Origin of the sequence: Paucidesulfovibrio gracilis DSM 16080, assembly GCF_900167125.1 — a bacterium.
Lineage (GTDB): Bacteria > Desulfobacterota > Desulfovibrionia > Desulfovibrionales > Desulfovibrionaceae > Paucidesulfovibrio > Paucidesulfovibrio gracilis.
In genome coordinates this window covers 14,872-32,174 of sequence record NZ_FUYC01000006.1, presented here as the reverse complement: position 1 = coordinate 32,174, position 17,303 = coordinate 14,872, and the positions used below count along the sequence as shown (strand labels likewise).

Sequence of the window (17,303 nt, the reverse complement as noted above, 5' to 3'; positions counted from 1 at the left end):
CGGCAGGGATCAAAAACCGTGTTCGCGAAGAAACGATTCCGTGAGCTTGCCTTCGGATGTGTTGCGGTCGGAGTCGCCAGCCCCGCCGACATAGGCGCCAAGCATACGCTGAACGTAGCGGCCCAGAATGTCCACTTCCATATTCACCCGGCGGCCCGGGGTCCAGGAGGCAATGGTGGTTTCCTGCTGGGTGGCGGGGATGATGTTCACGGTCAGCCAGTCCGGTCCGCATTCGTTCACGGTCAGGCTGATGCCGTCCAGGGCCACGGACCCTTTGGCCACCACGAGCGGACCCAGGTCCGGCGCAAACCCCAGTCGATATTGCCGGGACTGGCCGACCGGGTTCACGCTCTGCACTTCCGCGAGGCAGTCCACATGCCCGCTCACGAGGTGACCGCCCAAACGGTCGCCCAGGGCCAGGGCGCGTTCCAGGTTCACCTGGGATCCCACGCGCTGCTTGCCGAGGTTGGTCCGGTCCATGGTCTCGCGGCTGGCGTAGGCCGTGAACCAGCGGTCGCCGAAAGTCTCAACGGTCAGACAGGCACCGTTCACAGCAATGGATTCGCCCTTGACGATATCCCGCAGATCATAAAGCGCACGGATGCGCAGCCGGGTTTCCCCGCCACGCGGGTCCACGGCTTCCACACTGCCCATGCCCTGTACCAATCCTGTGAACATTGCCGCCCCTTTGGGGAAAATCCTTTGCGGGCCGGGGGAAAACGCCGTTCGGCACCGGCCCGCAAAGGCACTCCCTTACTGAATGGTTACAAGCTGACCGCGCGGGCCGCTTCCAACGTTTTTTCAAAGTCCTCGTCCGTGTGGGCAAAGGACGTGAAACTGCACTCAAATCCGCTGGGAGCCACGTTCACTCCGGCAGCGCGCATCTGGGCGTAGTATTTGGCGAAGGTTTCACCGTCCGCTGTGGAGGCGCTGGGGAAGTCCGTGACCGGTCCCTCGGTGAGGAACAGCGTAAAGATGGAAGCCACGTGGTTGAGGGTCACGGGCAATCCCTTGGATTCCAGAATGGACTTCAATTCCGTGGCCAGCTCCAGGGTGCGTTTTTCCAGGGCCGCGTAATCCTGCTTCTGCAATTCGCGCAGGGTGGCCAGTCCCGCGGCCATGGCCACGGGGTTACCGGACAGGGTTCCGGCCTGGTACACATCGCCGCACGGGGCGATGCGTTCCATAAATTTCCGCTTGCCGCCGTAGCACCCCACGGGGAAGCCCCCGCCGATGATCTTGCCCAGGCAGGTCAGGTCCGGGTCGATGCCGAACCGTTTTTGCGCACCGCCCAAATCCACGCGGAAACCGGTGATGACTTCGTCAAACACCAGCAACGCGCCGAACTCGTCGCACAGGGCGCGCAGGCCCGAAAGCCAGCCTTCGCCCGGGAGCACGCAGCCCATGTTCCCCGCCACCGGCTCCACAAATACCGCGGCCACTTCCTCGGGGTTTTCCTCAAAAAGCTGCCGCACACCGGCCAGATCATTATAATGAGCCAGCAGGGTTCCGGCCACAAAGGTTTCGGGAACGCCCGGGGTGCCGGGGATGGACAGGGTGGCCATGCCCGAACCGGCCGAGGCCAGGAAGCAGTCGCTGTGGCCATGGTAGCCGCCGTGGAATTTGATGACCTTGTCACGTCCCGTGTAGGCCCGGGCCAGACGCAGGGCGCTCATGGTGGCCTCGGTGCCGGAGTTGACCATGCGCACCATGTCCACGGACGGCAGAATTTCGCAGAGCAGCTCGGCGAGCAGCACTTCATCCTCGCAGGGCGTACCGAAGCTGGCACCGGCCCGCACAGCGCGCACAGCGGCCTCTTCCACGGCGGGATGGGCGTGGCCCAGCAACATCGGTCCCCAGCTCATGATGTAGTCCACCAGTTCCTGGCCATCCGCGGTCCACATCTTGGATCCGGCGGTCTTGGTCACGAACAGGGGGTCGCATCCCACGCTGCGGCAGGCGCGCACCGGGCTGTTCACGCCGCCGGGCAATACACGGCAGGCGCGTTCAAATAAATTTTTGGAATCAGGCATTGCTCTGTCTCTCCCATTTGAAATAGCGCATGGAACTTTTCTTCAGTTCCTTGATGCTGTTGACCATGGTGTATTCGGTGATGCCCGTGATGCGGGACAGCTCCTCGGCCAGTTTCGCGCAGTCTCCGGGATGTTCACCATGCATCATGGTGTAAAAATCGTAGGGCCATTCCGGATAGGTGCGGCGGCGGTACACATGGCTGATCTCGGGCCGGGAGGCGAAGAGCCGCCCCAATTCGTCGGGATCGCGGTCCCCGGCGATCCAGGCCACCATGGCGTTGTGGCCGTAGCCCGCCTTCTGGTGCCGGAGCGTGGCCCCGAAGCGACGCAAAATGCCCTGATCCTTGAGCCGCCGGACAAGCTCGAGCACCTCTTCCTCGTCCACGCCGACGGCCTCGGCAATAGCCCGGAAGGGAGCGGGGCCGCGATCAAGGTCATCGCCGGCCAGGGCCAGAATCCGTTGTTCGGTTTCGGTAAACTGCGGTTTGGACATGCAGGTGTCCATACCTGCTTGCCGTCCGCGATGCAACCGAACTCCTCCCCTGCAACAGCGAAATCCCGCCCCGCGAGACCAAAACAGGGCCAAGCCCTTGCGCGCCATGCCGCGCCCGGGTATCATCCCGGGATGAACAAGCAACAATCCTCGCAACGTGTCAGCGTCCTGGGCGCAGGAGCCTGGGGCACCACCCTGGCCGATATGCTCGCCCGCAACAACGTGCCCACAACGCTTTGGGTCCGCGAACCCGACCTGGCCGACCGCATGCGCGACCAGCGCGTCAACGACGTGTTCCTGCCGGATATCCCGCTCTCGGACCGGCTCGGCATTGAAAGCGACCCGGCCACGGCCCTGGAAGGTGCGGACGCCTATCTGCTGGTGGTTCCCAGCCAATTCATCCGCCCCACCCTGGAAAATTTCCGCGATCTTTTCCCGAAACGGCCGGTCATGGTCTGCGCCAGCAAGGGCATTGAACTGGACTCCCTGGCGCCCATGTCCCAAGTGGTGGCCGAAAGCCTGGAGGACAAAGCCCCCCGCTACGCCTCCCTTTCCGGTCCCTCCTTTGCGGCCGAGGTCAGCCGGGATATGCCCACGTCCGTGGCCCTGGGCTGCGCGGACATGGACCTGGCCCGGCAACTGCGCGAGCTGTTTTCCACGCCCTTTTTCCGCGTCTACTCCACGCCGGATTACCGGGGTGTGGAATTGGGCGGAGCCGTGAAAAACGTCATCGCCCTGGCCGCGGGCATGTCCGACGGGCTGGGATTCGGCCATGACGCCCGCGCCGCGCTGATCACCCGGGGGCTGGCGGAAATGAGCCGCCTGGGCGAGGCCATGGGCGCGCAAGAGCGTACCTTCATGGGGCTTTCCGGCATGGGCGACCTGGTGCTGACCTGCACGGGCGACCTTTCCCGCAACCGGCAGGTGGGGCTTAAGCTGGGCCAGGGCCGCAAGCTGGACGATATCATCGGGGAGATGAAGGCCGTTGCCGAAGGCGTGAAGACCGCCAAATCCCTGTACGCACTGTCGCAAAAACTGGGCGTGGAACTGCCCATCACCGAACAGGTCCACCGCATTCTTTATGAGGATGCGGAACCGCGCGAGGCCGTGACCCGACTCATGGGACGCGCCCTCAAAGACGAATAAGGACGAATAACGTCCCGAAAACGGCCCGCGCCCAACCGCAACCCAAGGAGGCGGCATGGCCACGGTTCTCGTTACTGGCGCCACAGGCTACGTGGGTGGACGGCTGGTTCCCCGGCTGCTGGAAAGCGGCCATACGGTACGGGCTGCGGCCCGCTCCCTGGACAAGCTGTACGCCCGATCCTGGAGTTCGCACGAACGTTGCGTTCCGGTACGGGCCGACGTGTTTGATCCCGAATCCCTGGATGCGGCCCTGCAAGGCTGTGACGCTGCCTATTACCTGATCCATTCCATGTCCTCCGCCGGAGGGGACTTTGCGGAACGGGACCGGGCCGCGGCCAACAACTTTCTTGCCGCGGCCACGGACGCGGACGTGCCGCGCATCATCTACCTCGGCGGGCTGGGGGACGATTCCCCGGACCTGAGCCACCACCTGCGCTCCCGGGCCGAGGTGGGCCGCATCCTGCAAAGCGGCGCTCCGCAGACCACCTGCCTGCGCGCCGCCGTGATCCTGGGATCGGGGAGCATTTCCTTTGAAATCATCCGCTACCTGGTGGATCGCCTGCCCATCATGATCACGCCCCGCTGGGTGGACACGCCCTGTCAGCCCATCGCCATATCCGATGTGCTCGGCTACCTGGAAGGCTGCCTGGACCAACCCGAAACCGCAGGCCTGACCCTGGACATTGGTGGACCGGACCAGCTCACCTATCGGGAGCTGTTTCATATCTATGCCGAAGAAGCGGGCCTGCGCCGCCGGATCATTCTCCCGGTTCCCGTGCTTACGCCCCGGCTCTCCACCCATTGGGTCAATCTCGTGACCCCGGTGCCGCGAGCCTTGGTCCGCCCACTCATCGAAGGACTGCGCAACGAAGTGATCTGCAAGGATGAACGGATTTTACAACTCGTACCCATGGCCCGGACCACCTGTCGGCAGGCCTTGCGCAGCGCACTGAACAAGGTGGCCATGCACGCGGTGGAAACCTGCTGCCACGACGCGGGCGAGGCCTGCGCCCCGGAATGGACCGCGTGCCATGACGCAGAGTTCGCCGGCGGAACCGTGCTTTCCTCCAACTACACCGTGCGCCTGGACGGTTCCCCGGAACAGGTCTGGCCTGTGGTGGCCCGGCTGGGCGGGGAAAACGGCTGGTATTTCGGCAACCGCCTCTGGGCCTTGCGCGGCTTTGCGGACAAACTCATCGGCGGCCCGGGATTGCGGCGCGGACGGCGGCACCCCGTGAAAATCCGGCCCGGCGACGCATTGGATTTCTGGCGGGTGCTTCAGGTGCATGCCCCGGAGCGGCTGCTGCTTTTGGCGGAGATGAAACTGCCCGGGGAGGCGCTTCTGGACATTCAGCTGCGCCCCATACCCCGCGGAAACGGGGATCAGGCCGTCACGGATCTGGAAATGCGCGCGCGGTTTCTGCCCCGCGGCTTGGCTGGCCAGGCCTATTGGTGGGCCATGTATCCCTTCCACGCCCTGATCTTTAAAAACATGCTCCGCAACATGGCCCTGGCCGCCGACGTGCCAGTGCTGTCCGGCCCGGACCCCCTGCGCGACTCCGCATGAGCGAACTACGTCAGGGGTTCACCACGGGAACCGCGGCTGCTGCCGCGGCCAAGGCCGCATTGTTGCTGCTCCTGCACGGGCATGCCCCGAATCATGTGGAGGTGCCGCTTCCTGCGGACCGCGAGGAACCGACCAAACGCCTGCGCATTGCCGTGGAACGTTGCGGGATCGAAAACAGCTCGGCCCGCGCCGTGGTGCGCAAGGATGCGGGCGACGACCCGGACGTGACCCATGGCGCGGAAATCCATGCGCTGGTTTCCTGGCAGCCCGGTTCAGGCCCGCTGCACGTGGACCTTGCGGGGGGCATGGGTGTGGGGCGGGTAACCCTGCCCGGCCTGGCCGTGGATGTGGGGGAACCGGCCATCAACCCCGGTCCGCAACGGCAGATTCGTGCAGCGGTGCGGGAAGCGGTACACGGACAGTCCGGCACGGCCCGAGTCTGCATCGAAGTGCCGCAAGGCCGCGAACTGGCCCGCAAAACCATGAATCCGCGCCTGGGCATTGTGGACGGCATCTCCATCCTGGGAACCCACGGCATTGTCCGGCCCTTCAGCCATGCGGCCTGGGCCGCATCCGTCACCCAGGCGCTGCGCGTTGTGGCGGCGCAAGGCGGCGACAGGGTGGTCTTCACCACCGGGCGCAAAAGCGAACGCCTTTACGCAGAGTGCTTTCCCGACCTGCCCGCACGGTGCATGATCCAGGCCGCAGACTTTTTCGCTCACGCCATGCGTGCGGCCGAAGAACAAGGATTGACCCGCGTTCACTGGTCGCTGTTCTTTGGCAAGCTCGTCAAACAAGCCCAGGGTTTTGAAAACACCCACGCCCACGGCGCGGACATCGACTTTTCCGCCCTGGCCCATTGGTGCGGGCAGGCGGGCGCTCCGCACGACCTGGTGCGCCAGTGCGCCGAGGCCAACACTGCCCGGCAGGTGCTGGGCCTGCTCCAAACCCGGACCAACGCACAGACCCTGAACCGGCTTCTCCACGATCTGGCCGCCCGGGCCATCCGCCACGCTGCATCCTTTGCTCCGGGCGTTCGGGTCGGGTACGCGGTCTTTGATTTCGACGGCAGCAGACTGCTCCGGCCTGATTTTCAACTCCAACCCGCAGGTGACTGAAAAAGTCTCCCCTACCCCTTCCCACCATGACACGTTCGCGCTACAAGCCTCTTATGTTGCGGCCTAACAAAATACACGTCATCGGAATGCACGTGGGTTCCCTGGAATTGGGGGAACGCGAGTGGAACATCCTGGCACAAGCCCAGGTGCTGGTGGGCGGAAAACGCCTGCTCGCGGCCTGCGCTCTTGCTTCCACCCCGGAACGGCCGATCCAACCGGAAAAGCAAATCCCGATCACCGCTCCCCTAAGCGACGTGCTGCGGCGCATCGAACGGGCCGCGCACAAGCGCGTGGCCGTGCTCGCGGACGGCGATCCCATGTTTTTCGGATTCGGCCGCCTGCTGGTGGACCACTTTGGTCCGCAACGCGTTTGCCTGCACCCCAACGTGACCACGGTACAATTGGCCGCGTCCCGCCTGCATCTGCCATGCAACGAAATCGAAACCGTGTCCCTGCACGGCAGGGAGGACGTGTCGCCGCTGTATTCGGCCCTGTGCCGCGCCCGGTACGTGGCCGTATTCACGGACCATGCGCACGGTCCCGCTTCCGTGGCCGAAGCCCTGCTCCGGCGGGGGGCCGACGGCTACACCATGACCGTGCTGGAAGACCTGAACACCCCCCAGGAGCGCGTTCGCACCTTTTCCCCGGAGCAGGCCTGGGACGAGGAATTTTCCTCCCTGAACCTCGTGCTGTTGCAACGGGACCATCCCCCGGAACTGAAATTGCGCCTGGGGGCATCCGATTCTCTTTACATGCATGAAAACAGCCTGATCACCAAACAGGCCGTGCGTTGCGCCGGGCTAGGGCTGCTCGGCGTGGCACCGGAGCACACGGTCTGGGATTTGGGCGCGGGATGCGGATCCGTGGCTATCGAAGCCTGCCACCTGGCGCGCAACGGGCAGATTTTCGCCGTGGAACGCAACCGGCGACGGGTCGGCATGATTCGGGAAAACATCCGCCGATTCGGTGCCTGGCCCGTGGAAGTGGTCCGAGGCTCGGCCCCGGCCTGCCTTGATTCCCTGCCCGATCCGGACCGCGTGTTTCTCGGCGGAGGGCTTGGCCCTGCCTCCGGGGATGGCGAATCCCTGCTCGACGCTGTCTGCGCCCGCCTCAAGCCACATGGACGCATGGTTATCCACTGCATCCTGCTGGAATCTCTGCTGCGGGCCAAACATTTTTTGGAACGCAAAGCCTGGCCCTACGGCATCACCCAACTTCAGGCCTCCACCGCCGACCCACTGGCCGGGGATCTGCGCTTCAAGGCGCAAAACCCCGTGTTCATCCTCTGGGCGGACAAGGCCTGAGCCGGAAATGATGTCCCTTGATTATCCGCAACCCTTGAGAGCCATGCCATGAACAAAGTGTATTTCGTGGGAGCCGGACCCGGAGATCCGGATCTGATTACCGTAAAAGGCCGCGACTTGATCCGCCGGGCCGATCTGGTGCTCTACGCCGGTTCCCTGGTGCCGCGATCCCTGGTCGAGCAGGCAAGACCCGATGCCCGTGTCGTGGACTCCTCGGCCCTGGATCTGGGTTCCACCCATGACCTGCTCTACCAATGCGTTTCCCGTGGCGGACTGGCCGTTCGCCTGCACACGGGGGATCCTTCCCTGTATGGAGCCACGCGGGAACAAATGGAACTGCTGGACCGCGACGGCATCGCGTACGAAGTGGTTCCCGGAGTGACCGCTGCTTTTGCCGCAGCCGCTGTCATGGGCAATTCCTTTACCGTGCCGGAACAGACCCAGACTTTGATCATCACACGCCGGGCCGGGCGCACACCGGTGCCGGATGCGGAACAACTTCCCTTGCTGGCGGCCCACCACGCGGCCATGGCCGTATACCTTTCCGCCGGGGATCCCGAAGGATTGCAGGCAGAGCTGCTGCAGGGCGGCCTGGATCCATCCACACCCTGCGCCATGAGCCACCGCGTGGGCTGGCCCGGAGAAAAATCCCTGCGCTGCCGCCTGGACCAATTGGCGGCCACGGCCCGGGAGAATGGATTCGACCGCCAGACCGTCTTTCTGATCCTGCCTGGTGAAAACGCGGAAACCGCCCGCTCCAAACTCTATGACGCGGGATTCAGCCACATGTATCGCAAGGCCTCCTGCGCCTCCGGCGATTGTGCCTCTTCACGCCACCAAACACCAAGGAGCCGGAATGGAAACACTGCAAATTACGACCCGGGAACGTGAGGAACTCCTCCCCGTGAGCGGCGAGCTGCAACGGCTCGTGCGTGAACAAGGCTGGCGAAACGGGGCGCTGCTGGTGCACTGCCCCCACACCACCGGCGCCGTGACCATCAACGAAGGCGCGGACCCGGACGTGGTGCGCGATATTGTAGTGAATCTTCGGCGGCTGGTGCCCCGTAGCGGGGATTATCGCCACGCCGAAGGCAACTCCGACGCGCACATCAAGGCCAGCACCTTCGGCCCGGACCAACTGCTCATCGTGAACAACGGGGAAATCCAGCTCGGCACCTGGCAGAAAGTATTCTTTTGCGAATTTGACGGACCAAGGACGCGCAAGCTCTGGGTCCAGTTTCTGCCGTCCTGATCAACCCGACCGCCCGCTCCCCTCGTATACCCAACGCAAAAGCGGCGCTCCGCATTGGAACGCCGCCGTTGTTGCCGTTTTTCCACGGCCCTGGGGGATATAACGTGTTGACTTCCCGATGACCGCCGTCAGCATCAACACAGAGCCTCTTTACACCACGCCGCGTCGACGCAGTCCGAGCAGTCCCACCAGGCCGCCGCCCAGCAGCCACACAGCCCCGGGAATGGGCGTTGCCGTGCTGATGTTGTCGATGGCGTAGCCATCGCCTCCGGCCCGGGCAAAGCCAACGGAACTGATGGGATCGCTGCTGGAAAACGCGAAGTAGATCAAGCTTCCGTTGGACTGTTCACCCACCAGGTCATACAGATTCAGGGTCGTGTCCCCGCCAAGGGTGCTGAAAGTCAGCTCCACCTCGCCGCCCACATCGTGGAAGTCCAGGGCGTAGAACCCAAACGCTGTGACCGGGTCCGCAAAGCTGAGGGTGTAGCCGTTCTTGTTGCCGGTCTGCCCGGGGGTGCCGTTGCTCCAGTAGTTCACGTCCGAACCCACGGAGTACTCGCCGGTCCCGGACTGGGCCGTGGTGTCGTCCCCGATATAGCCGCCGCCGGTGAGTGCGCCCACGGTGAGGGTCAGCGGACCCTGCGTGTTGGCTGTGAACCCGGCAAAGGTTTCCGTGGTCACATCGGTGTACCCGCTGAAGAACGCGGTTTCCAGAGCTGCGCCGTCAGTCGAGCCAATGCCCCACTGCGGCGTGATGATTGCGCCCCTTGCCCCGGTTCCCATGATCGCGAGCAGAAGCGCCGCCAGCACCAAGACACCCAAGCCGCGATAGATGGTGGTTCCAGTGTTGGTCATGGCCGCCTCCTTGTATTGCCCCAAAGACGATTTCATACTGAAAAGGTATGTTATCATTTTGGAATGTTCCTGTCAGAGCAGGTTGCTATCCCATTGATGTCGCAAACCTCTACCCTGATGATAATCATTATCGACAATATAGGAAGATTCTTTAGGGATGAAAATCGGTCAAAGGGATGAATTTATCTACGACAAAAGTATTAGTTTGTTTTTAACATTCCTCATATTCAAGCTTTTTTCAAACAAGCAAAATTCGCTTCCATTGAAAAATGTTTACGGCTTCCTGTCCGCACGTCACGCCTCTGGTTGTGGCCGCAAGGCCAGGATCAACGGAAACAGGCTGACTTGCCCTATGCCTGTGGACGATGGGACCGCGCTTGCCGCCAGAGGTTCGCCCGCGGCGGCCACGCTGGTAAGGTCACCAGCATCGATGGCCACAATTGATCATCACGAGTGCTGGGGGGGGACAAACGGTATGCGGAGGAAAAAAGCAAGCCCCCGTGACGAGGCGGGGGCTGTTGACGGGTGTACTGCAACTCAAAAGCGTTAATAGCTTTGCTGGCGTTGCGGTCTGGGGGAACGCTCCCGTGCCTCGTTGATGCGCAGGGCTCTTCCGCCCAATTGTTTGCCGTCCAGGGCTTCGATAGCCTCCAAGGCTGCGGCGTCATCCATGCGCACGAATCCAAATCCGCGGAAGCGGCCGGTTTCGCGATCCATAACAAATTTGACCTCGTGCACGTCGCCGAACGGATCGAACATCTCGCGCACCTCGTCCTCCGTGGCTCGGAACGGAATGTTCCCCACGTAGATGGACTTCATCATCGCCTCCTGAAACAAAGATGGGACACAACGCTTGTTTCCGGGAGACACTTTTGCATTGCCAAACGCCACCCGTACACAAGTCAACACTCCTGCTTTCGGCAATAGCGCAATCGCATCATGCGGGCAAGCGGATTATACATATTCCCGTACAAAATTTCGTGGTGCACAAAAAAAGGTCACCATTGATCATCGTTGATCCACCAGCAACGAAACAGTGTTCACCCCGAGCGGTCAACAATCTTTCTCCCGGAAGGCAGGTCAAACGGATCGGACCCCATGTCGTCGAGGAGGTTTACCAGGGTGCTCTGTTGCTCCAACTGCACCTCGGTACGGGGGGTGAGGTCCGGCTGAAAAGGATCCGGCAAACCGGATTGTTCCGTAACGGTCCATGCCGCACCAGGGCGGGATTCGGCGTGGTCTGCCAACGCAGACCGGGGATCGGTCCGTGCGGCAAGGTCGGCCCAGGCCGGAAGCAGCCCCTGCCCCGCATCCAACAGCAGGCTCCGTACCTGCTTGGGATCGGATCCCAGGCCCGTAAAAAAGGCGTCATGATCAAACCAGAGCAACTTATCCGTGCCGAACTCCCGCAGACCGAGCCGCTCCAATCCGGACGTTGAACCGCTCACATCCGGTTGCGGCGTGGCCGTGCCGTTCAGGTTCATTGCCTGCGCGCTGTTATCCAAGGCCTGAAGCGGCGCCCGCCAGGTCGCGGCCAGTCCGGGTTGGAACAGCTCGGCATCCCGCAACAAAAATTCCCGCAAATCGTTATAGGCAAGCGTCACGTCCTGCAGCTGCTCCACCATAGACGCATAGGCTTCCTGCACATGCAGTTCCCCGCTGCCCACGGATCCGGTCTCTTCCAGGCGCACACGGCCCTGGTCCAGGGCAAACACGCCGGGCGCGCGTTCGCGTTCCCGCCCGTCCACGGCGAGCCGGGCGTCCGTGCCGGGACGGGCCGAGGCGTTCAGCCCAAGGATATCCAAAAACGTGGCAGCGGCCTGACCGGAATCGTCTTCCGCGTCCTCATCTCCTGCAATTTGCAGCCGCTGGCCGAGTTTGGGCGCGGTGGCCACCATCTCCAGAGCCAGCCCGGAACCGCGCAAATCGCCCCACTCGCCTTCGGGCATGGCCGAGGAGACCCGTTCCCGTTCCACGGTTGCCGCGATAAATCCGCTCTGCGAGGCATTGGCCGTACGCGCAAACCGTTGAAGCACGTCCTCCCAGGTGTCGTCCGCCTGCACATCCATGGAAAAGGTGCCGGACTCGCTGCCGTGCGTGTAGGCAAAGGCGTGGGTGCCTGGTTCCAACGGCGGCGCCGCGCCCGGATCCACGGCCGTGGATTGAAACGCCGTAGGGCTGTAGCGCGACAGGGATTGCAATGAATACCGCGCCGGGACCGGGGGGGCGTTGCCTGACGGAATGCGCGGATTTTCCCGCAGATCCAGCGCGGCCAGCAAATGCCCGGACGTATCCCGCAGCACGGGAAGTTCCGCGCCGTAGGCCGGGTTCACGGAAACGGCCAGGGACCGGCCCGTGGCCACCTGACCGGGGGCGTGCAATCCCGGACTGGTTTGGCTGACCTGCCGGGCCTGCACATTCCGGTCGTCGTTGTTCACGGCCAGGGCCACCGCGTCCAGCAGATCGGGCATGGTCATGTCCGCGTCCAGGGTTACGGTCAATTCACTGGTCTCGTCCTGATGCTCCAGGGTAAAGGAATACTCCCCGGGATCCAGTCCCAAGGTGTCGGCGGCATTGGCCTGCCAGTCAAACCCTTTGGAAAAATAGCGGTCATAGGGCGCGGCCCGGTCGGGCAACCAAGCCGAGACCAATGGAGCGCCCATGCCGTTTTGCACGGTTCGCGCCTTGGCAGGGTCGCTGGTTTGATCCGGAAAATTCTCCGGCCAGGCAAAGTGTTCCACGGCGCGGGCCAGACGCTGGATGCGCTCCTCCAGGGATTGCGCCAGGGCCGGCGCTTCTCTGCGGAGCGTCAATTCATTGCGGGATTGGGAATACCGTTGGGAGACCTCGGACGTGACCGAAGGACCACGATCCGGTCGAAGCGTGGTGCGTTGCGGTTCAGCCCCGGGCAGGGGCGCGGCTGGATCCCATTTGATGCTCGTCACCATTACCATCCGGGAACGGGACATCCGGATACTCCACCCGCTCCAGACAAAGCCCCTGTGCCGGAGCCGTGGCAGGCGCGGCGCTCCTGTCCCCTTCCTTCAGGTAGGATCGGACGTTTTCCGGTTCGGCTTTACCCCGGCCCACGGCCACAAGGCAGCCCGTGAGGTTGCGGACCATCTGCTTGAGGAAGCCGGATGCCTGAAAACGCAGCACGCATTCCGCGGGATGCACGCCCGATGAGCGCCATACACGGTGCATGGTGCGAACCGTGGACCTGGTTTCCGTGCCGGTGTTGCGAAAGGCCGCAAAGTCCTGCTCCCCCAGCAGAAATGCCGCGGCCCGGTCCAGAGCATTCAGGTCCAGGGGACCGCAATGCCAGACATGGCGGCGGCGCTGGGGCAGCACATAGTCCGGGTCCAGCCAAAGGGTATAGGCATAGGTTTTGGAAATGGCGGAAAACCGGGCATGAAACGTTGCGGGAACCTCGCGGGCCGCCACCACGCGCACGTCCGGAGGGAGCGTGGCGTTCAGGGCTTTTTGCCAGGGGAGATCGCGGCGCGAGGTCGGCACGTCCACATGCGCCACCTGACCCAGGGCATGCACCCCGCTGTCCGTCCGGCCCGAGGCGTGGACGCGGACATCCTCGCCCACTCCGATCAACGGCCGGAGGGCGCGTTCCAGCACCCCCTGCACCGTGCGTTGTCCGGGCTGCACCTGCCAACCGGCATAATCGGTTCCGTCATAGGCCAGGGTCAGGCAAATCCGGCACATCAGGGCTGCTCAAACGGTACGCGCAGATTGGTGAGCGCCTCGGAAAGTTCGGCGGCCTTGCGCGTTTCAATGAAGCTGAGAACTTCACCGGCCTGCCGCCCCTGCAATCCCGCCAGAATCTTGACAGCCAGAGCCTGATCCATGGTTTCGAGCACGGCCGCGGCCTGTTTGGCCTTCATGTTGGCATAGGCCTTGATGAGCTTCTGGAGCCGCTCGTCTTCCACGTTTTTCACGTCTTTGAGCAAGGCTTCCAGCTGGCTTTTGAGACCTTCCAGCTTTTCCACTTCCGCCTGGACGCTGGATTCCAGCTCCCGCAGGGTGCGTTCTTTGGCGGCCAATTCTTCTTCCCGGCGCTTGAGCACGGCCCAGTCCGCCGGGTCCATGCCTTCGGGCGGAGCCTGCTCGGTGGCCGCGTCCGGCGCGTCCTCCTGGGCCATGGCCTGCGTCGGGGACACGGCGCTCACGGCTTGGGTGGCGAGACTTGGCCCGGACGGAGCAGCCTCGGATTGCGGCGCTGCGGCGGTGGACACGGCCGAGGGGACCGGATCCGGCCCGTCCAGACAGAGCACGCCCAGGAGCACGAGCTTGAACAGGGCCAATACCGCCAAGGTTTTGAGGACTCTAGAAATCTTTATGCCGGAAACGAAGCGCTGCCATTTCATCGTTTTCCTTTTCCTCTTTGCGTTGTTCTTCATCGCGGTGTCTGGCTGCCTGTTGTTGTTTGAGTTTGTCCAGGAGTTTTCGGTCTTTTGACGCTTGCACGGCTTCACGCCGACATTTTTGCAAGTTGAGGGCCAGTTTGGAAAGCCGCCCCTGGGCCGAAGACAAATCCTGCTCCAACGCCTGCTTGTATTGCTGCCAAAGCCAGATGTCATTGGCGTCCGCGTCCTGCCCGGCTCCCCGGCGCTGGTGCCGCGTGAGGCGCTCCTTCAGATCCTCCACCACGCCGCGCTGTTGTTCATGCGCCTTATGGGCCTTGGCCAGGGCCAGGCGTGCGCGATCCTCCAATTGTTCGCGGTAATCCAATACCTTTTGGAGGGGAAAATGGAACGGCTTGGCCATACGACGCTGCTCAGCCCGCCGCGTTCAGGGGCTTTCCGGCCAGGCCGCACCAGCCCTTGTCCTTGTCTTTGTCGTGCCGGCGCCACATCATGCACATGGATCCCTGACAAAATTTCATTTTATCTTCCGTGGTCTTGAGCAGGGGACAAAACTTGAACTTGGCTTCGTTTTCGGAAAGAACCATACCATCCTCCAAACCGATGATTCATAACACGCGCCCACAGGAAAACGGGCGCTGCACCATTCCTCTTTCTAAGCGGGACCAAGGGGCTTTGGCAAGGAGACAACCCGCCCCAACACGCTGCAACGTCAATGCCCGGACGATCCGTCCCGGCCGTTGCCGCCTGAGGATTGCCCGTCCCCATGCTTTGAAGGCTCCGACTTGTCCGATGGTTTTTCCAGCAGCGCGGCCCGCCGAACCGCTCCAGGACCAAACCGCCGACGAATGGCGTCCACGGTCTGCTCCAGGTGTTGCTTCTTCGGATCCGGACGGCTTGTTTCCTCCGGCTCCAGCAAGGAAAGCTGACGGGACCGGGGGCTAAAATTGGATACGCCCACGCCAATCAGCCGCAAGGGTGTTTTGGGACAAAGTTCCTCCAGCAATTCCAAGGCGGTTCCATAAATCGTGTCGGTTTCACTCGTGCGATGATCCAGGCTGCGGCTGCGCGTGACCTGCCGAAAGTCCGCGAACTTGGCTTTCAGGGTCACGGTCCGGCCCCGTACGCCGTGCCGCCGCAGGTCCGATGCCACGCGATCGCTCTGGGCCAGCAGCCAACGCCGCAATGTCGCGGTCTCCAGGGTATCGCGCTCAAACGTATTTTCCGCGCTGCACGACTTGGGCGCGGCATACGGGACCACCTCCGTGGATCCCATGCCCCGGCACCGGTCATACAGCTCCCCGCCCCATTTGCCGAACCGCTGTTCCCAAAACGCGCGAGGACGATTCGGAATCTGCCCGGCGTAGCGCACGCCCAGTTCCTGCAAGATTTCCCGCCCGCGCTTGCCCACCCCGGGAATCTTGCCCACGGGCAGGGTCTTTAAAAACGAATCCACGTCCTCGGGGTAAATAAGAAACACTCCGTCCGGCTTGTTCTGGTCCGAAGCGATTTTAGCCAAAAACCGCACCGGCGCCGCTCCCACCGAACAGGTCAGCCCTCCGGTGGCCTTGCGCACCCGGGCGCGGATGGTCTCGCACAACTCCGGAATCGGTCCGAAAAGCCGCTCCAGTCCGGTGGCGTCCATGTACGCTTCGTCCACGCTGGCCTGTTCCACCAGGGGAGAAAATTCCTCCAACGCGTGCATGACTTGGCGCGAAACTTCCTTGTACCGCTCCATGCGCACCGGCAGAAACACCCCCTGTGGACACAGCCGCCGTGCCGTGGTCCCGGGCATGGCCGAACGCACTCCATACTTACGAATTTCATACGACGCCGCCGAGATCACCCCCCGGCCGCCAATGCCCCCCACGGCAACGGGCCGTCCCCGCAGCTCGGGTTGGTCCATCTGCTCCACGGAGGCATAGAACGCGTCCATATCGATATGCAGAATCCAAACAGGAGCAGGCATTGGATTTTCCTTTTCCATTGCAGTCAATCGTTCGTATGCTATAGACTTTTTTCATGCATCAGACTAGCATGTGCGTTCCTTCAAGTATCACGGGTCCAAGTTCTCCCATTCGGCCCAGCGCATCGAGGTGTGAGCATGATTTGTCCCAAGTGTCGAGCGGAAATGCCGGAACAGGCCACCTATTGCCTTCAGTGCGGCGCTTCCTTGAACAGGCCCAAAACCGCCCCCCCGGACATGCCGCGCCGAGAAAAGCAGCCAGCTCCCGACCGCAAGACGGGCGCTCAAGAACACCCCTCGCAAGCGCCTGGAGATGTCCCGCCGAATATCGGTGGCTTTCGGTTCGATCCGCCGGAGGCGGAACCTCGGCACGATTCCGACGCCACCCAACCTGACAAACGCCCCCGCTTTGCGCAACGCCGAAACCAACCGCAAAAAAGCTCCCCGCTCTCCTCTGGAAAGGGCGAATGGATTCCTCCGGCGGGCTATGCCTCCCCGGCCCAACGGCTGGGCGCTTTTATCGTGGATTTCGTGCTCATTGGGGCCGCCATCTTTTTTCTCACCTTTCTGGCTGCGCTGCTCGCGCCTGGCCTCTTCGACGATCCCGACTTCAATGTGTTCTTCGCCAACGTGCTGCCGCTGCCCCTGACCTGTGTTTATTATGTGGGAATGGAAAGCTCGCGACTCCAGGCCACGCCCGGCAAAATCATGCTTGGCATCAAGGTGGTGGACTTTGAAGGGAAACGGGCCGGGCTGCTGCGCACCACAGTGCGCTACTTCGCCAAAACCATTTCATCAGCCTTTTTCTTTCTGGGATTTTTGATGATTCTCTTCACCAAACGGCGTCAGGGACTGCATGACATGATGGCCGGATGCCTTGTGGTGCGGCGTCAGGAAGGGGAGCGCGTGGGCAGAGGATCCGTCAACCCGTGATGACCTCACCGCCGGGACACAGATTCACGCCCAAAAACGTGCCGTACATTTCCTGGGCCTCACGTTGCGCGCAGCCCTCGCCCTCCGCATGGCAATACCGGGCCAAAACGTCCTGAACAAACGGATCTTCTACATTCGCATAGGCTTTGTAAAACGGGCAGTATGGGATCAGCTTGCACATGGCGACCTCCACGGCGATTGTTCCCTGGAGGCATACCACGCCGAACGTTTCTGACAATGGGGGATTCCCCTGTTTTTCA

Annotated in this window: 20 protein-coding genes; 8 read left to right on the top strand and 12 right to left on the bottom strand. The window is 62.6% G+C overall.

Annotation, left to right across the window (positions count from 1 at the left end):
• Positions 1-9 precede the first annotated feature (9 nt).
• The 3 genes from B5D49_RS08100 to ahbB all read right to left on the bottom strand — a co-directional run bounded on the left by B5D49_RS08100 (position 10) and on the right by ahbB (position 2,526).
• Positions 10-678 carry a riboflavin synthase gene (locus B5D49_RS08100; RefSeq protein WP_078717187.1) on the bottom strand — a complete coding sequence of 223 codons (669 nt, stop codon included), beginning with the start codon at positions 676-678 and terminating at the stop codon, positions 10-12.
• An 86-nt stretch (positions 679-764) separates the two neighbouring features.
• Positions 765-2,033 (bottom strand): glutamate-1-semialdehyde 2,1-aminomutase, encoded by a 1,269-nt coding sequence (gene hemL, locus B5D49_RS08095; RefSeq protein ID WP_078717186.1) that lies wholly within the window; start codon positions 2,031-2,033, stop codon positions 765-767.
• A complete protein-coding gene (gene ahbB, locus B5D49_RS08090; RefSeq protein WP_078717286.1) occupies positions 2,026-2,526 on the bottom strand; it encodes a siroheme decarboxylase subunit beta in 501 nt (166 codons plus the stop codon). Before ahbB ends, hemL begins: the two co-directional genes overlap by 8 nt.
• A 132-nt stretch (positions 2,527-2,658) precedes the next feature.
• On the opposite strand from ahbB, the gene B5D49_RS08085 reads away from it, so the two are divergent.
• The 6 genes from B5D49_RS08085 to B5D49_RS08060 are packed head-to-tail and all read left to right on the top strand — an operon-like array spanning position 2,659 to position 8,913.
• Positions 2,659-3,672: an NAD(P)H-dependent glycerol-3-phosphate dehydrogenase gene (locus B5D49_RS08085; RefSeq protein WP_078717185.1), complete on the top strand. Its 1,014-nt coding sequence runs from the start codon at positions 2,659-2,661 to the stop codon at positions 3,670-3,672.
• A gap of 55 nt (positions 3,673-3,727) precedes the next feature.
• Positions 3,728-5,239, top strand: coding sequence for an SDR family oxidoreductase (locus tag B5D49_RS08080; RefSeq protein WP_078717184.1), 1,512 nt, complete (start codon positions 3,728-3,730; stop codon positions 5,237-5,239).
• Entirely contained in the window at positions 5,236-6,357 is a 1,122-nt protein-coding gene (gene cbiD / locus B5D49_RS08075; protein WP_078717183.1) for a cobalt-precorrin-5B (C(1))-methyltransferase CbiD, read from the top strand. Before B5D49_RS08080 ends, cbiD begins: the two co-directional genes overlap by 4 nt.
• A gap of 26 nt (positions 6,358-6,383) precedes the next feature.
• Positions 6,384-7,661, top strand: a complete 1,278-nt coding sequence (gene cbiE / locus B5D49_RS08070) for a precorrin-6y C5,15-methyltransferase (decarboxylating) subunit CbiE (RefSeq protein ID WP_327083014.1) — start codon at positions 6,384-6,386, stop codon at positions 7,659-7,661.
• A gap of 48 nt (positions 7,662-7,709) precedes the next feature.
• Positions 7,710-8,552, top strand: a complete 843-nt coding sequence (cobM, locus tag B5D49_RS08065; RefSeq protein WP_078717182.1) for a precorrin-4 C(11)-methyltransferase — start codon at positions 7,710-7,712, stop codon at positions 8,550-8,552.
• Complete coding sequence (locus B5D49_RS08060; protein ID WP_078717181.1) at positions 8,518-8,913, top strand: secondary thiamine-phosphate synthase enzyme YjbQ; 396 nt, start codon at positions 8,518-8,520, stop codon at positions 8,911-8,913. The genes cobM and B5D49_RS08060 overlap by 35 nt, the downstream gene beginning before the upstream one ends.
• Positions 8,914-9,063: 150 nt before the next feature.
• Here B5D49_RS08060 and B5D49_RS08055 read toward each other — a convergent pair whose 3' ends face one another.
• The gene (locus tag B5D49_RS08055) at positions 9,064-9,768 is read right to left on the bottom strand and encodes a hypothetical protein (RefSeq protein WP_078717180.1); all 705 of its coding nucleotides are present in this window, start codon (positions 9,766-9,768) and stop codon (positions 9,064-9,066) included.
• A 157-nt stretch (positions 9,769-9,925) separates the two neighbouring features.
• Between B5D49_RS08055 and B5D49_RS08050 the strand changes: the two genes are divergently transcribed.
• Complete coding sequence (locus B5D49_RS08050) at positions 9,926-10,318, top strand: hypothetical protein (protein WP_078717179.1); 393 nt, start codon at positions 9,926-9,928, stop codon at positions 10,316-10,318.
• Here B5D49_RS08050 and B5D49_RS08045 read toward each other — a convergent pair.
• From B5D49_RS08045 to dinB, 7 genes are all read right to left on the bottom strand, one after another.
• Positions 10,315-10,590, bottom strand: coding sequence for an RNA recognition motif domain-containing protein (locus B5D49_RS08045; RefSeq protein ID WP_078717178.1), 276 nt, complete (start codon positions 10,588-10,590; stop codon positions 10,315-10,317). The two genes, B5D49_RS08050 and B5D49_RS08045, sit on opposite strands and share 4 nt — an antisense overlap.
• A gap of 218 nt (positions 10,591-10,808) precedes the next feature.
• Entirely contained in the window at positions 10,809-12,716 is a 1,908-nt protein-coding gene (locus tag B5D49_RS08040; RefSeq protein ID WP_078717177.1) for a hypothetical protein, read from the bottom strand.
• Positions 12,667-13,485 carry a tRNA pseudouridine(38-40) synthase TruA gene (gene truA / locus B5D49_RS08035; RefSeq protein WP_078717176.1) on the bottom strand — a complete coding sequence of 273 codons (819 nt, stop codon included), beginning with the start codon at positions 13,483-13,485 and terminating at the stop codon, positions 12,667-12,669. The genes B5D49_RS08040 and truA overlap by 50 nt, the downstream gene beginning before the upstream one ends.
• Positions 13,485-14,147 (bottom strand): MotE family protein, encoded by a 663-nt coding sequence (locus B5D49_RS08030; RefSeq protein WP_078717175.1) that lies wholly within the window; start codon positions 14,145-14,147, stop codon positions 13,485-13,487. The genes truA and B5D49_RS08030 overlap by 1 nt, the downstream gene beginning before the upstream one ends.
• Positions 14,107-14,547 carry a flagellar export protein FliJ gene (fliJ, locus tag B5D49_RS08025; protein ID WP_078717174.1) on the bottom strand — a complete coding sequence of 147 codons (441 nt, stop codon included), beginning with the start codon at positions 14,545-14,547 and terminating at the stop codon, positions 14,107-14,109. The genes B5D49_RS08030 and fliJ overlap by 41 nt, the downstream gene beginning before the upstream one ends.
• Before the next feature lie 10 nt (positions 14,548-14,557).
• Positions 14,558-14,731, bottom strand: a complete 174-nt coding sequence (locus B5D49_RS14950; protein ID WP_200806779.1) for a hypothetical protein — start codon at positions 14,729-14,731, stop codon at positions 14,558-14,560.
• Positions 14,732-14,856: 125 nt separating this feature from the next.
• Entirely contained in the window at positions 14,857-16,113 is a 1,257-nt protein-coding gene (dinB, locus tag B5D49_RS08020) for a DNA polymerase IV (RefSeq protein WP_234990663.1), read from the bottom strand.
• 135 nt (positions 16,114-16,248) lie between these two features.
• On the opposite strand from dinB, the gene B5D49_RS08015 reads away from it, so the two are divergent.
• A complete protein-coding gene (locus tag B5D49_RS08015) occupies positions 16,249-17,043 on the top strand; it encodes an RDD family protein (protein ID WP_159447173.1) in 795 nt (264 codons plus the stop codon).
• Here B5D49_RS08015 and B5D49_RS08010 read toward each other — a convergent pair.
• Positions 17,033-17,224, bottom strand: coding sequence for a hypothetical protein (locus B5D49_RS08010; protein WP_078717172.1), 192 nt, complete (start codon positions 17,222-17,224; stop codon positions 17,033-17,035). The genes B5D49_RS08015 and B5D49_RS08010 overlap by 11 nt on opposite strands.
• Positions 17,225-17,303: the final 79 nt, after the last annotated feature.

What these genes read in the sequence shown, in the direction of transcription:
- dinB (WP_234990663.1), bottom strand. Translation starts at nt 16,113, where the DNA reads ATGCCTGCTCCTGTTTGGATTCTGCATATCGATATGGACGCGTTCTAT.
- B5D49_RS08055 (WP_078717180.1), bottom strand. Translation starts at nt 9,768, where the DNA reads ATGACCAACACTGGAACCACCATCTATCGCGGCTTGGGTGTCTTGGTG.
- cobM (WP_078717182.1), top strand. Translation starts at nt 7,710, where the DNA reads ATGAACAAAGTGTATTTCGTGGGAGCCGGACCCGGAGATCCGGATCTG.
- B5D49_RS08080 (WP_078717184.1), top strand. Translation starts at nt 3,728, where the DNA reads ATGGCCACGGTTCTCGTTACTGGCGCCACAGGCTACGTGGGTGGACGG.
- truA (WP_078717176.1), bottom strand. Translation starts at nt 13,485, where the DNA reads ATGTGCCGGATTTGCCTGACCCTGGCCTATGACGGAACCGATTATGCC.
- B5D49_RS08030 (WP_078717175.1), bottom strand. Translation starts at nt 14,147, where the DNA reads ATGAAATGGCAGCGCTTCGTTTCCGGCATAAAGATTTCTAGAGTCCTC.
- B5D49_RS08100 (WP_078717187.1), bottom strand. Translation starts at nt 678, where the DNA reads ATGTTCACAGGATTGGTACAGGGCATGGGCAGTGTGGAAGCCGTGGAC.
- B5D49_RS08015 (WP_159447173.1), top strand. Translation starts at nt 16,249, where the DNA reads ATGATTTGTCCCAAGTGTCGAGCGGAAATGCCGGAACAGGCCACCTAT.
- B5D49_RS14950 (WP_200806779.1), bottom strand. Translation starts at nt 14,731, where the DNA reads ATGGTTCTTTCCGAAAACGAAGCCAAGTTCAAGTTTTGTCCCCTGCTC.
- fliJ (WP_078717174.1), bottom strand. Translation starts at nt 14,547, where the DNA reads ATGGCCAAGCCGTTCCATTTTCCCCTCCAAAAGGTATTGGATTACCGC.
- hemL (WP_078717186.1), bottom strand. Translation starts at nt 2,033, where the DNA reads ATGCCTGATTCCAAAAATTTATTTGAACGCGCCTGCCGTGTATTGCCC.
- B5D49_RS08040 (WP_078717177.1), bottom strand. Translation starts at nt 12,716, where the DNA reads ATGGTGACGAGCATCAAATGGGATCCAGCCGCGCCCCTGCCCGGGGCT.
- cbiE (WP_327083014.1), top strand. Translation starts at nt 6,384, where the DNA reads ATGACACGTTCGCGCTACAAGCCTCTTATGTTGCGGCCTAACAAAATA.
- B5D49_RS08060 (WP_078717181.1), top strand. Translation starts at nt 8,518, where the DNA reads ATGGAAACACTGCAAATTACGACCCGGGAACGTGAGGAACTCCTCCCC.
- B5D49_RS08085 (WP_078717185.1), top strand. Translation starts at nt 2,659, where the DNA reads ATGAACAAGCAACAATCCTCGCAACGTGTCAGCGTCCTGGGCGCAGGA.
- cbiD (WP_078717183.1), top strand. Translation starts at nt 5,236, where the DNA reads ATGAGCGAACTACGTCAGGGGTTCACCACGGGAACCGCGGCTGCTGCC.
- B5D49_RS08010 (WP_078717172.1), bottom strand. Translation starts at nt 17,224, where the DNA reads ATGTGCAAGCTGATCCCATACTGCCCGTTTTACAAAGCCTATGCGAAT.
- B5D49_RS08050 (WP_078717179.1), top strand. Translation starts at nt 9,926, where the DNA reads ATGAAAATCGGTCAAAGGGATGAATTTATCTACGACAAAAGTATTAGT.
- B5D49_RS08045 (WP_078717178.1), bottom strand. Translation starts at nt 10,590, where the DNA reads ATGATGAAGTCCATCTACGTGGGGAACATTCCGTTCCGAGCCACGGAG.
- ahbB (WP_078717286.1), bottom strand. Translation starts at nt 2,526, where the DNA reads ATGTCCAAACCGCAGTTTACCGAAACCGAACAACGGATTCTGGCCCTG.